The 12,785-nt window shown below is 51.1% G+C and carries 17 protein-coding genes and 1 pseudogene; 16 read left to right on the top strand and 2 right to left on the bottom strand.

Annotation, left to right across the window (positions count from 1 at the left end):
* The first annotated feature begins 200 nt into the window (after positions 1-200).
* From CV945_RS12140 to CV945_RS12070, 15 genes and pseudogenes are all read left to right on the top strand, one after another.
* Positions 201-1,462 (top strand): annotated as a pseudogene (locus CV945_RS12140) (glycosyl hydrolase family 18 protein).
* A gap of 274 nt (positions 1,463-1,736) precedes the next feature.
* Positions 1,737-2,126: a DsrE/DsrF/DrsH-like family protein gene (locus CV945_RS12135; RefSeq protein ID WP_011231562.1), complete on the top strand. Its 390-nt coding sequence runs from the start codon at positions 1,737-1,739 to the stop codon at positions 2,124-2,126.
* A 24-nt stretch (positions 2,127-2,150) separates the two neighbouring features.
* Positions 2,151-2,396, top strand: coding sequence for a glutaredoxin family protein (locus tag CV945_RS12130; protein WP_013145011.1), 246 nt, complete (start codon positions 2,151-2,153; stop codon positions 2,394-2,396).
* Between the two features lie 46 nt (positions 2,397-2,442).
* Positions 2,443-3,570, top strand: a complete 1,128-nt coding sequence (locus tag CV945_RS12125) for an MBL fold metallo-hydrolase (RefSeq protein ID WP_100659859.1) — start codon at positions 2,443-2,445, stop codon at positions 3,568-3,570.
* An 85-nt stretch (positions 3,571-3,655) separates the two neighbouring features.
* Positions 3,656-4,225, top strand: a complete 570-nt coding sequence (locus CV945_RS12120; protein WP_100659858.1) for a class I SAM-dependent methyltransferase — start codon at positions 3,656-3,658, stop codon at positions 4,223-4,225.
* 89 nt (positions 4,226-4,314) lie between these two features.
* The gene (locus CV945_RS12115) at positions 4,315-4,707 is read left to right on the top strand and encodes a hypothetical protein (RefSeq protein ID WP_014196118.1); all 393 of its coding nucleotides are present in this window, start codon (positions 4,315-4,317) and stop codon (positions 4,705-4,707) included.
* Positions 4,674-4,934, top strand: coding sequence for a metal-sensitive transcriptional regulator (locus tag CV945_RS12110; protein ID WP_047818516.1), 261 nt, complete (start codon positions 4,674-4,676; stop codon positions 4,932-4,934). Before CV945_RS12115 ends, CV945_RS12110 begins: the two co-directional genes overlap by 34 nt.
* Before the next feature lie 102 nt (positions 4,935-5,036).
* Positions 5,037-5,264 carry a sulfurtransferase TusA family protein gene (locus CV945_RS12105; RefSeq protein WP_011231556.1) on the top strand — a complete coding sequence of 76 codons (228 nt, stop codon included), beginning with the start codon at positions 5,037-5,039 and terminating at the stop codon, positions 5,262-5,264.
* Between the two features lie 51 nt (positions 5,265-5,315).
* Positions 5,316-5,798 (top strand): DsrE/DsrF/DrsH-like family protein, encoded by a 483-nt coding sequence (locus CV945_RS12100; RefSeq protein WP_015375138.1) that lies wholly within the window; start codon positions 5,316-5,318, stop codon positions 5,796-5,798.
* 17 nt (positions 5,799-5,815) lie between these two features.
* On the top strand, positions 5,816-6,181 hold the full coding sequence (locus CV945_RS12095) for a rhodanese-like domain-containing protein (RefSeq protein WP_063329984.1): 366 nt from the start codon (positions 5,816-5,818) through the stop codon (positions 6,179-6,181).
* Between the two features lie 12 nt (positions 6,182-6,193).
* Positions 6,194-6,490 carry a rhodanese-like domain-containing protein gene (locus CV945_RS12090; RefSeq protein WP_015375136.1) on the top strand — a complete coding sequence of 99 codons (297 nt, stop codon included), beginning with the start codon at positions 6,194-6,196 and terminating at the stop codon, positions 6,488-6,490.
* Between the two features lie 21 nt (positions 6,491-6,511).
* Complete coding sequence (locus CV945_RS12085) at positions 6,512-7,081, top strand: sulfurtransferase TusA family protein (RefSeq protein WP_063329983.1); 570 nt, start codon at positions 6,512-6,514, stop codon at positions 7,079-7,081.
* Between the two features lie 50 nt (positions 7,082-7,131).
* The gene (locus CV945_RS12080; protein WP_100659857.1) at positions 7,132-8,268 is read left to right on the top strand and encodes an MBL fold metallo-hydrolase; all 1,137 of its coding nucleotides are present in this window, start codon (positions 7,132-7,134) and stop codon (positions 8,266-8,268) included.
* 71 nt (positions 8,269-8,339) lie between these two features.
* Positions 8,340-9,122 carry a sulfite exporter TauE/SafE family protein gene (locus CV945_RS12075; RefSeq protein ID WP_020278582.1) on the top strand — a complete coding sequence of 261 codons (783 nt, stop codon included), beginning with the start codon at positions 8,340-8,342 and terminating at the stop codon, positions 9,120-9,122.
* Between the two features lie 149 nt (positions 9,123-9,271).
* Positions 9,272-9,658 (top strand): DUF302 domain-containing protein, encoded by a 387-nt coding sequence (locus CV945_RS12070; RefSeq protein ID WP_033011997.1) that lies wholly within the window; start codon positions 9,272-9,274, stop codon positions 9,656-9,658.
* Positions 9,659-9,808: 150 nt separating this feature from the next.
* Here CV945_RS12070 and desB read toward each other — a convergent pair whose 3' ends face one another.
* Together desB and CV945_RS12060 are read right to left on the bottom strand one after the other, a co-directional pair.
* Positions 9,809-10,927, bottom strand: coding sequence for a Delta(10) desaturase DesB (gene desB, locus CV945_RS12065; protein ID WP_100659856.1), 1,119 nt, complete (start codon positions 10,925-10,927; stop codon positions 9,809-9,811).
* Positions 10,928-11,207: 280 nt separating this feature from the next.
* Positions 11,208-11,621, bottom strand: coding sequence for an EamA family transporter (locus CV945_RS12060; protein ID WP_100659855.1), 414 nt, complete (start codon positions 11,619-11,621; stop codon positions 11,208-11,210).
* 185 nt (positions 11,622-11,806) lie between these two features.
* On the opposite strand from CV945_RS12060, the gene CV945_RS12055 reads away from it, so the two are divergent.
* Positions 11,807-12,658 (top strand): Cof-type HAD-IIB family hydrolase, encoded by an 852-nt coding sequence (locus CV945_RS12055; RefSeq protein ID WP_100659854.1) that lies wholly within the window; start codon positions 11,807-11,809, stop codon positions 12,656-12,658.
* Positions 12,659-12,785: the final 127 nt, after the last annotated feature.

Raw genomic sequence — 12,785 nt, 5'->3', positions numbered from 1 at the left:
GCTTTTTATTATCCTGAACCGAGAAGACACCCGCTTCCACGTGTGAGCATTGGTGTGCGTGGAGGACTTGCGCGTTAGGAACATGCAAAAGAATCGCAAACTAGCCATGTCAAGACAAGGTGCGGTTGCGGTCGATAAGCATATATATATTTATCATGATGCCAGCGCCGAAGCTTTATTGATTCAACGGGGGGATGGTCATGTTTATCCACATTGTTCAACCTGGAGATACGCTTTTTTCAATCAGCAGGCGATACGATTATCCGCTGGAAAGTCTGCGCCTTGTCAATGGCTTAGTTGAAACGAATATTGTTCCTGGTCAAGCTTTGCTTGTTCCTAGCTATACGTATACAGTGCAGCCAGGAGACACGCTAAGCGCCATTGCACAGAAAGCATTTGTGACGGTCGAACAGTTGCGGGCAGCCAATCCGGCGGTGGATCCGTACAGGATGTATCCGGGAATGAAAATTTATATTCCTGATATTTCCTGGTATCAAGCTATAACGTTAGCCTATTACATTCTCCGCGAACCGAACTTAGATCGGACGTTCGTGCGAGATTTTGCCCCGTATTCATCGTACATTGCCCTGTTCGAATATCACTTTGCCCCTAATGGCGACATTGTCACTACGCGGGATGACGCCGCAGCGATTGAAACAGCATGGCAAAACCGCGTCACACCCATTGCGGTCGTGACGAACCTAACATCAGAAGGATTTAGTGCGAGACTGGCAAGCCAAGTGCTGAACAATCCGGAAGCAAGGGCGAACTTGGTTGAGAACATCTTTTATTTAGTATCACGGAAAGGCTATGGTGGCGTCAATATTGACTTCGAGCAGGTTCGCGGAGAGGATCGTGATTTGTTTACGGGTTTTTTGCGCCAGTTGCGCGATCGGTTAAAACCGGCTGGGTATGTTTTGACGATCGCCGTTCCAGCGAAAACGAGCGAGGAGATCCCTTGGCTCAGGGGCTACGATTACGGCGGCATTGGTGCTGTCGTCGACTATATGTTTATTATGGCGTACGATTGGCACCATTTAACAAGTGAACCTGGTCCAGTCGCTCCTATTAGTGAGGTGAGATCGACGCTTCAGTTTGCCGTCGAGCGCGTCCCCCGAAAAAAAATCTTGCTCGGACTCCCTTTATATGGATACGATTGGATCATTCCGTACCAGCCTGGGACATTGGCGGAGGCCCTCTCCAACCAAGAGGCGGTTTTAACCGCCATGCGTTACCAATCGCCGATTCAATATTCGTTTCAATATGAATCCCCTTTTTTCGATATACGGATGAACTTGGAAACATTCATGAGGTATGGTTTGAAGATGTCAGAAGCATAGGACAGAAAATGAAATTGGCCCGCCAATTTCAGATTGCGGGCATCGGTGCATGGGAGTTGGGGCTGCGATTTGCGCCAGGCCCATGGTTGGTGCGAAAGTTTTTTACTGTTCGGAAAGTATAAGAAACACCCATTTCCGTTGGTTGTCTAGTCAGCGGGGAAATCGGGAAAATGGATGCTTCTCGCTTCGTTTGAAGTGGGAAGCGTTTTTTGGAAGCTGGCTGAAAAGTCGTTGCATTGGATTTTGCGTTTTTTTGTTGACAAAAAAACAATGATGCGATAGTATGATTATTGCAATACATATACACGTATATGTATAATACAGCGTGTATATGTGTATAAAATATTATGAGGGTATCGAAATAGAATAGCGACATACGTGAAGGAGGTTGTTGTCATGAAAGTGGCGATTATTGCAGCAAACGGCGGGTTGTTTGATGCGTACAAGGTGTTCAACATCGCGACGGCCGCTGCGGCGGCAGACGCGGAGGTCGGGGTGTTCTTTACGTTTGAGGGGTTGAATCTCATCCATAAAGAAGCGCACAAACAATTGCCGATTCCGGAAGGGAAGGAACATTTTCAACAAGGGTTCCAAAAAGCGAACGTTCCATCGATTGCCGAATTGCTTCAAATGGCGCAAGAGATGGGGGTAAAGCTGATCGCTTGCCAAATGACGATGGATGTCATGGGGCTTGACAAAGACCAATTCGTCGATGGCATTGAAGTAGCGGGGGCGGCGACGTTCCTGCAGTTTGCGAAAGACGCTGATATTACATTGGCTTTCTAAGAAGGAGAGAGGGGGAAAGAGAAGATGGCACAAGTCACTGTCTATACTACAACGACATGCCCGTATTGTGTCATGGCGAAAAACTTTTTGCGCGCCCAAGGGATTCCGTTTAAGGAAGTGAATGTCGAGCTCGATCCGGAAGCGGCGCGGAGGCTGGTGGAAACGACGGGACAAATGGGCGTGCCGCAGATCGAGATTAACGGCCGCTGGGTGCTCGGGTATGATCCGGATGCCATTATGGCATTGTGGAATCAGGCGAATCATCGTTGAGAATAACGGACCATTGACAAAACCATAAGATCAGGAGGGGATATCGTTGGCAAAAACGATTTCGGTCAAAGAGATCGCCAATAAGATCATTCGCGGTGAGGAGCTGTTCATTGTCGATGCTCGCAACCCCGAAGATTTTGCTGACTGGCGGATTGAAGGGAGACATGTCGAGGTCGTCAATATTCCGTATTTTGAAGTGTTGGATGGCATTGAACCATATTTGGACCGTTTGCCAAAAGAGAAAAGCAAAACGATTTATGCCGTTTGCGCGAAGGGCGGTTCGTCAGAGTTTGTGGCCGAACAGTTGGAAGCAGCGGGCTATACGGACGTTTATTCGATCGAAGGCGGGATGAAGGCATGGAGCGAGCATTTGGAACCCGTAAAAATCGGTGAGCTGAAAAGCGGAGGGACGATTTACCAATTCGTCCGCCTTGGCAAAGGGTGTCTCTCGTATCTTGTCGAATCGAACGGTGAGGGGGCGTTGATCGATACGAACCGCATGACTGACGCTTACGTCCGTTTTGCGAACGAACACGGCATTACAATCAAGCATGTGCTCGATACGCACTTGCATGCCGACCATATTTCTGGCGGGCGTAAGTTGGCGGAAGAACTGGGTGCGACGTATTACTTGCCGCCGAAAGACGCAGAAGAGGTGACGTTTACCTACACACCGATTCAAGATGGCGACCGCATCCACGTTGGCCATGTCGTGATTGAAGCGTTGTATTCACCGGGACATACGATCGGCAGTACATCGTTTATTGTGGACGATCAATATTTGTTAACCGGTGATATTTTATTCATCGACTCGATCGGGCGCCCGGATCTTGCTGGGAAAGCGCAAGACTGGGTCGATGATCTGCGGGAGACGCTTTACCGACGTTACAAACAGCTTGCAGATGATTTGATTGTATTGCCGGCGCACTATATGGGGCCGAATGAAATGAATAAGGATGGCAGTGTGGCGGAACGGTTGGGGGTTCTTTATGAAAAGAATCATGGTTTAAATATTTCCAGCGATGAAGAATTCCGCCGAACGGTCACGGAGAACTTGCCGCCGCAACCGAATGCTTACAAGGAAATTCGGCAAACCAACATGGGGAAATTGCATCCTACGGAAGAGGAACAACGGGAGATGGAAATCGGTCCAAACCGTTGCGCCGTTCGGTAGGGAAAAGCCGGCGTTTTCCAATGCCGGCTTTTTTCCTCTCTTTGCGAGTATAATGAAATGGAAGTGAGGAATAGGAGGGAAAAGGATGACAGGGCATCGTTTTCATTACGAACATGCTGAACGATTATTGGATCCGAAGCGCAAGGAATGGATCGACCCGCAACGGGTCATTTCGATGTTGTCCGTGAAACCGGATGACACGGTCGTCGATCTTGGCGCCGGGAATGGTTATTTCACGATTCCTCTCGCGCAGGCGACAAACGGAAAAGTGTATGCGGTCGATGTGCAGCCAGAAATGATTGAATTGCTAAAACAGCGAGCCGCGAAACTAGCGGTCACCAACATCGAATATCGGGTGGCGGATGTCGCTTCGACCGCCTTGCCTTCGCATTCGGTGGACAAAGGGATCATGGCATTTGTCTTTCATGAGGTGGAACAAAAAGAAGCCGCCCTTGACGAAATTCGCCGCGTGATGAAGCCAAACGGGCAGTTTCTGTTGATCGAATGGGAGACGATGGAAAGCGAAATGGGGCCGCCGCTCCATGAGCGGATTCCGTCGGAGGAACTGTTTTCCTATGTGAAACAAAAGGCGGGCAACGTGGAACTTGTCCGTTTTCACCCGGCTGTCTATGGTCTTTTGATTCGCTGGGAATAACGAACGGGTGGGGAAAATCTTTCTTGTTGCTATCATACCATATAGGGTATATAATGATCGTGCATAAGGTGAATAGAGGGGGTGAATCGTTGATCGTCATCAGTTTGTTATTCTTTCTCATTCTTTTGGGCGCAGCGTTGTATCGACGCTACTATCCTGTAAAACATATCCCATGCCTTCCGGTAGAAGAGGTACCGGACGGCTTGCTTCTTCTTGACTTGCGCGATTATAATGAAAGCAACGGCTCCATATTTGGCCAAGCGTTGCATATTCCGGTGGCGTATTTGAAACGGCATGTTCGGCATATCCCGCGAAAGCCGCTTCATATCATTGCCCAGGATGCCATCGAAAAAAACGTCGGCATCCGGCTGTTGCGCTGTTATGGCTATGAGGTGAAAAGCTATTCGGTCACGGCTTGTGATTGTCAAGAAAGGGGGCGAACGAGCCGATGGAATATAACAAAGAGATCAAAAACCGCTTAAAACGGATTGAAGGACAAATTAAAGGCGTCCTTGGCATGATGGAACAAGGCAAAGACTGCAAGAGCGTCGTTTCCCAGCTGTCGGCGGCGCGCAATGCCATTGACCGCGCCATTGCGGTGATCGTCAGTACCAATTTGGAACATTGCCTGCGGGAAAACATGGAAAAAGGAGAAAGCACAGACCATCTTGTCAAAGAAGCCATCGAACTGTTGGTTAAAAGCCGTTAATGCGTTGCTCAACAAAAAGGTGTTGACAACGTTCTTTTTCTCATGGTAATATACCCATAGGGGTAATGGTAATAAAAATCTGTTGTGAAGGAGGTCATCATCATGAACGTAGCGAAAGTATTGGATGCGAAAGGATTGGCTTGCCCGATGCCGGTGGTGAGAGCGAAAAAAGCGATGGACGAATTGCAATCAGGTCAAGTGCTCGAGGTGCACACAACCGATAAAGGGGCGAAAAACGATTTGCCGGCATGGGCGAAAGCGAGCGGCCATACGGTGCTTGATATGAAAGAAGACAATGGTGTGTTGATGTTCTGGATTCAAAAAGGATAATGTGTGCACATTTTTATACCCATACAGGTATGAAGGGAAGGAGGCAGCCAGATGACACAGCCGAAGAAAAAGACGACGATCATTTTGTTCAGCGGCGACTATGACAAGGCGATGGCGGCTTACATCATCGCCAACGGCGCCGCTGCCTACGACCATGACGTGACGATCTTTCATACGTTCTGGGGGCTGAACGCCTTGCGGAAAGAGGCGTCGGTTCCAGTGCAAAAAGGGTTTCTTGAAAAGATGTTCGCGAAGATGATGCCGCGCGGCGCGGACCGCATGGGGCTGTCGCGCATGAATTTTGCCGGCATCGGCCCGAAGTTGATCAAAAAGGTTATCAAAAAACATAACGCCATGCCGCTTCCGCAGTTGATCGAGATGGCGAAAGAGCAAGGCGTGAAACTCGTCGCTTGCCAAATGACAGTCGATTTGCTTGGGCTGAAGCCGGAGGAATTGATCGATGGCGTTGAGTTTGCTGGCGTCGCCGCGTATTTGGCTGATGCGTCGGAAGGAAATGTGAACTTATTCATTTAATCAAATGAGGGAATCCTATGTCGCAAATGATCCTCAACATCATCCTGTTTGTTTTGCTTGTCTGGTTTCTCACCAGCCGCTTCATCCCGCCGAAAGGGGTGCGGATGATCACAACAGCGGAATTGAAACGCCGGTTGAAAGAACCTGGGGTGCAATATATTGATGTGCGCACCCCTTTGGAGTTTCAGTCTTACCATCTGCCAGGGTTTCGGAACATCCCGCTGCACGAATTGACAGCCCGTGCTCACGAACTATCGAAAGAGAAAGAAGTGATTGTCATTTGCCAAAGCGGGATGCGAAGCCAAAAAGCAAGCCGACTGTTAAAGAAAATGGGATTTCAGCACGTGACGAACGTCAAAGGCGGCCTAAACGCCTGGCAGTAGAGGAGGATGATGATGAAAACGATCACGCCAAAAGAGGTAGAAGAGCGGCTTCGCGCGGGAGAATCGCTTCATATCATCGATGTGCGCGAGCCGGAGGAAGTCGCTGCGGGCAAAATTCCAGGAGCGGTCAATATTCCGCTCGGTTTGATCGAGTTTCGCATGCATGAATTGGACAAAAATGAGGAATACATTCTCGTCTGCCGTTCCGGCGGCCGCAGCGGCCGTGCGGCGGAGTTTCTTGACAGCCGCGGTTACCGCGTCGTCAACATGACAGGGGGCATGCTGGCCTGGGAAGGGCCTGTCGAATAAGCCGTAAGGAGGGATTCGTTCATGATTAAAGTTGATATGACCGTTGATGCGAAAGGACTGTCCTGCCCGATGCCGATCGTTCGAACGAAAAAGGCGATCAATGAATTGCAGCCGGGGCAAGTGCTGGAAGTGCAGGCGACGGATAAGGGATCCAAAGCCGATATCAAAGCATGGGCGGAAAGCACAGGGCATCAATATGTAGGAACAATTGAAGAAAATGGGGTTTTGAAACATTATATCCGCAAGGCAGCGGAAAATGAAACACGCAAAGAAACGTCATTCCCTCATGTCGTATCGAATGAACAATTGCAAGAAAAACTTCACGATCCTGATTCGTTTGTCTTGGATGTCCGCGAACCGGCGGAGTATGCGTTTGGCCATATTCCGGGCGCCGTTTCAATTCCGCTTGGGGAGCTTGAAAATCGGATGGCCGAACTTCCGAAAGACAAAACGATTTATGTCGTGTGCCGCACAGGGACACGGAGCGATTTGGCTGCGCAAAAGCTGGCCGAAAAAGGATTTGACCGTGTGCGAAACGTCGTTCCCGGCATGTCGCAATGGAACGGGCCGCTTGATTCCGCTCAATCGTAATGGAGCGGCCTTTTTCAACAATCAAAATATACATTAGGGGGTATGTTAATATGGTGAAAGAAATGACCGTGCAACAAATGACGGAAAAGGTGTTCAACAAAGAATCGCTGTTCATCTTGGACGTCCGCAACGAAAGCGATTTTCGCGATTGGAAAATCGAAGGGGAAAACTTTGACTATTTGAACGTGCCGTATTTTGAATTGATTGATGGGGTTGACTCGATTGTCGACCGTCTTCCGAAAGACAAAGACATCGTCGTCGTGTGCGCGAAGGGCGGATCGGCGGCGTTTGTCGCTGAACAGCTAGAAGAAGCCGGATTTCACAATGTCTACACGCTCGCAGGCGGAATGCAAGCGTGGAGTGAGCATCTCCATCAAGCGAAAGTATACGAAGATGATCAGTTGAAAATTTACCAATTCATCCGCGTCGGCAAAGGATGCCTGTCGTATATGGTCATCTCCGGAAGCGAAGCGCTTGTCGTCGATCCGTTGCGGTTTGTCGATGTGTATGAACAAGTGGCCAAACAAGAAGGGGTGAAGATCACGCATATCGTGGACTCGCACTTGCATGCCGACCATCTTTCCGGAGGCAAGGCGCTGGCCGAACGAACGGGGGCAACGTACTACTTGATGAAAAGCGAGGGAGCGGTGTTTGATTTCGAGCCGCTCGAGCAGCATGACACGATCGACTTTGCCAACGTTCATTTGGAAGTGTTGGCCGTGAAAACGCCAGGCCATACACCAGGCAGCGTCTCGTTCTTTGTCAACGGCAAATGGCTGTTCTCGGGTGACACGATCTTCGTCGGCGGTCTCGGGCGGCCGGACCTCGGCGGCAAAGTGGCGGAATGGGCGGCGGATTTGTATGACACCGTGTACGAAAAAGTCGCGGCCATGGCGGATGATGTGATCGTCTTGCCGGCGCACTACGCGAACTTAGACGAAGAAATCAACGCGGAGGGGTATGTCGGCGATACGTTGGGCCGCATCCGCGCCCGCAATGAGATGATGCAAAACAAACCGAAAGACGAATTTATCGATCTTGTCATCCAAAGCGCCAAGACGGAAACCCCGCCGAACTTTGAAGACATTGTCGCCATCAACCGCGGGCTCAAAACCGTGGATATCGAAACAGAGCGGGAGCTTGAGATCGGCCCGAACCGCTGCGCGCTGCATCATGCCCATGCCTAAAGAAGTGGCACAGATTGACAGGGGGCGGGGGCGTGCCCCGTCCCTTTTGAAACGAAAAGGGAGGATGATCGATGGATGTTTCGCTCGCGTTTCTCATTGTCATCTTTTTCATCGGTTTTGTCGGTTCGTTTATTTCTGGGATGGTGGGGATCGGCGGATCGATTATTAAATATCCGATGCTTCTGTATCTTCCGCCGTTGTTTGGGCTGGCGGCGTTCAGCGCCCATGAAGTGTCGGGGATCAGTGCGGTGCAAGTGTTTTTCGCCACGATCGGCGGCGTGTGGGCGTATCGAAAAAGCGGCTATTTGAACAAATCGCTCATTCTCTATATGGGCGCAAGCATTCTTGTTGGCAGTTTTGTCGGCGGTTACGGCTCGAAGCTGATGAGCGAGGGAACGATTAACGTCGTTTACGGCGTCTTGGCGGCATTAGCCGCGATCATGATGTTTGTGCCGAAAAAAGGGATCGATGACATTCCGCTTGACCAAGTGACGTTCAACAAAGGGGTGGCGGCCGCCTTGGCGTTCCTCATCGGCGTCGGGTCCGGCATCGTCGGGGCGGCGGGGGCGTTTTTGCTTGTGCCAGTCATGCTCGTGGTCCTGAAAATCCCGACGCGAATGACGATCGCCACGTCTTTGGCCATTACGTTCATTTCCTCCATTGGCTCTACGTTCGGGAAAATCGCCACCGGCCAAGTCGATTACATCCCGGCGCTCATCATGGTCGTCGCGAGCTTGCTTGCCTCTCCGCTAGGGGCGAAAGCGGGGCAAAAACTAAACACGAAAGTGCTGCAAGTCATCCTTGCTGTGTTGATTTTGGCGACGGCGGTGAAAATTTGGGTGGATATTTTATGATCGAAGCGCTTGAAAGGCGACGGGTCACGGGAAAAGACATGTGAACGCTGGAACTGATCATGTGTCGCCGTCCGTTTTCTGCGTGATGGTGAGCGATCGATTTGGGCATGCTAAACAACGGGAAAACATAACGAAGGGAAGAAGGAGCGATGTTCCATTACACGGTTGACGTGCCAACAGGCATGGACGAAACGATCGAGCGTTTGGAAGAGAACTTGAAACAAGAAGGATTTGGCGTGCTCTGGCGGTTCAGCGTGACCGAAAAGCTGCAAGAAAAGGGGCTTGATTTTTCCACACCGATGGTCATTTTCGAAGTGTGCAACCCGCAAGAAGCGGCGCGGGTGTTAAATGAAAACTTGTTGGTCGGTTACTTTTTGCCGTGTAAACTCGTTGTCTATCAAGAGAACGGCACAACGAAAATCGGCATGCCGAAGCCGACAATGCTTGTTGGCATGGTGAACGAGCCGGCGTTGAAGGAAATCGCGGAAGATATTGAGAAAAGGTTGGTCGCTTGCATTGACCAATGCCGTCTGTGAAAAGGAAAAAGGTGTCCCACATGACGGGGCACCTTTTGGTTGTGCACATATAAACGGAAACGCAGGTTTGCTGAAAGAAAAGCGCTCTTTTCCCCTCTTCGCCGCTATTTGATCCACATAGGAGGCGGACGGCCGCAAAGCCCATCCTTTCTACAAATTCCCTTGCCCCGCTGCTTTTTTTGTTTTTGCCCGTTTTTTGGCTGCGCGCGGCTGTTTTTCCGTTTCCAGCTCGCGATGCACAATCCGGTCGGGGTTGAGCCCATTGCCAAGCGTGCCGTACACATGGCCTTGCTTCGGCTCGATGAGCTCGTTGTGCTCGTAGTAGACGCGCGGCGTTTTCCAAAGGGCGGCCAACGCTTTTCCCATCGGCATTTCGTGGTAGCGGTCGGGCCACATTTGTTTGATGTGTTTTTTCACGAGCGGGTAGTACTTCGAGCTCATCGCAGGAAAGAGATGATGTTCAGTATGGTGCGAAAAGTGGAAGTGGAGGATATCCACCCACTTTGGCACGGTGACCGACAAACTGTTCGCCAACGGATCGTTGACCGGCACTAACGGATTGAGACGATGGTTGGTTGCGATATAGCTCATGACGATCGTGTTGGCGACGAGCAGCGGAAGCAAAAAGGCGAACAGCCATTTTTCCCAGCCGACAAGCCATAACAGCCCGAGCCATGTCGCCCAAGGCAAGAAAAATTGAAACAGGACAACCGCGCGGTTCTTCCGGCGAAAGTCTTTGAAAAAGTAAAACAGCATCCGCACCGAATGAAGGGTAAACATCACCGACAAGGAGCTAAACGAGAAAAACGCGCGAATCGGAAACGGGATGCGGTATACCCAAGAGAGCAGGCGGCTTTTCGCTAATTTCTCCATGCTTGGCCACGCGTCCGGGTCTTTTTCTTCATGCTGGGTATGCACATGGTGGCTGGCGTTATGCCATTTTCTCCACAACTTCGGACCGGTGCAAAGCGGCCAAAAGGCGATCGCTCCGAGAAGATCGCGCAGCCATGGTGTACGGACGACGGTGCCGTGCAAAATTTCATGTCCTAAAAATCCTAACGCAGCAAAACTGAAACCAAGCACAACCGAGATGAGGAGGTTCCATACAGGATGGAGGTGGAAAAGGGACACAGCGAGGATGCCGGCGATGACGAGCCCTACATAAGCCAGACCTCCAAACAAGCGGGACTTCACGGGTTGAAACGCTTTTTTCGGCAAATACGGGGCCATTTTCGCCGCGTACCAGCCGAACGGGTGAAAATCATTCATTCAGTGATCTCCTTTCAAACTACTCTCCGTTTGACAAGCAGCGGTGAAGCCATTCACACACTCTTGGTCGCAACGAAGACCTTATTTCATAAGGTGATCCCCAAAGCTGTCCTCTATGTCGAAATGATGCGGAGGGCGGAGAAAAGCTCTAGGTCACTATGAAATTTATCATAACATCTTTTGGATTGTCCTGTCTATAGGCTTGATGGAAAACTGCCAAAATTGAGTATGGCGGCAATATTTCGAGAAGAACAGGCTAAACGATTGAGAAGGCGGCTGGCTAAAACATCATGATCAATGTCCCGATGGTAATGAGCAACACCCCGATCACCACTTTCGCGGACAGCGGTTCGCCGAGAAACATCGCCGCAAACAAAATCGTCAGCACCAAGCTCGACTTGTCAATGGCGGTGACGCGCGAGACATCGCCGATTTGGAGTGCTTTGTAGAAACAAAGCCACGACAATCCGGTCGCCGCCCCGGACAAACATAAAAACCACCAGCTTTTCGCAGAAATGGCTTTCATACCGTGATGGGCGCCGGTCATCCACACGATGGCCCAGGCAAGGACAAGCACAACCGCGGTGCGAATGGCGGTCGCCAAGTTCGAATTGACGTTTTCAATGCCGATTTTTGCCAGCACCGATGTCAGCGCCGCAAACACCGCCGCCAGCAAGGCGTAAACGATCCACATGGGCATCCCTTCGCTTTCGTTGAGAATTTTTCTCATCTATTATACTATGAAAAGCGGGAAGATTTCACGTTTTTGCCATCGTTTTGGTATAATAGGGGAGCGCCTACGAGGACGGCTCTAGTGGAAAGCGAGCCCTTGGTTTACGGGCCGCGGTGTGGAGAACAGCGAAAGAGAGGGATGGATCGATGCTTATTGCCTTAGATATGGATGGAACGCTATTGAACGGGGAGGGAAAAATCAGCGAACCAAACCGAAAAGCGATCGCAGCCGCACAAGCGCAAGGCCACATCGTCGCCGTCGTGACCGGGCGGGCGCGCAAAGACGCGCTCGCCCCGCTTTGTGAGGCAGGCCTCGTCTGTCCGATCGCCAGCTTAAACGGAGCGATCGTGACGCTTGAGGACAGCACGGTCATCAGCGAGGCGCCGCTCGAACGGGCGGCGGTCCGCCCGACGCTGGAGTGGGTGCGCGAACAGTCGGATTTGTATTGCGAGACGTACACGGGCGATGCGGTCTATGTCGGCTTGCACAACCGCGCCCAATGGGAAGCGCTCGCTTCCGAGATGGCCGCTGCGGCCCCGGATGTGAAATGGCTGGTGAACAAGCAGTTCCAGCAAGCGCGGGTGACGTACGTCGATGACATCCGCACGGTGTGGGACGACCCGCAGACGGTGATGTATAAGCTGCTGATTTTCGCCCTCGACCGCGAGCGGCTGCGTGATGCAGCGTCGCGATTCGCCGCGCTCCGTGGCGTCACGGTCACCTCGTCGCACCCGCACAATATTGAGATGAACAATGAACGGGCGACGAAAGGGGAAGCGCTCAAACAGCTTGCCTCCCATTACGGCATCGATTTGCGCGATACGGTCGTCTTTGGCGACAGCCATAACGATTTGTCGATGTTTGAGGTGGCGGGCTGCCGCGTCGCCATGGCCAACGCCGCCCCCGAATTGAAAGCGAATTGTGATTTCGTCACCCTCTCCCATGAAGAAGACGGCGTGGCGGCGGGACTTGAGCGGGTGCTTGCGAAACGGGTGTAGCAGCACCCGTTTTTTATCTTAATTAGGTGAGAAGACTCCCACTTCAACGAAGCGAAGCGGAGTAAGTGGGAGATGAATCGCCTTAACTATATTTTGCTGAAAATAGGATAGATTCAGTAAAATATAG

The sequence above is a fragment of the Geobacillus sp. Manikaran-105 genome, from assembly GCF_002809955.1.
Taxonomy (GTDB): Bacteria; Bacillota; Bacilli; order Bacillales; family Anoxybacillaceae; genus Geobacillus; species Geobacillus thermophilus.
The sequence above is the reverse complement of the archived record's forward strand: the minus strand, read 5'-3'. Positions and strand labels throughout refer to the sequence as shown.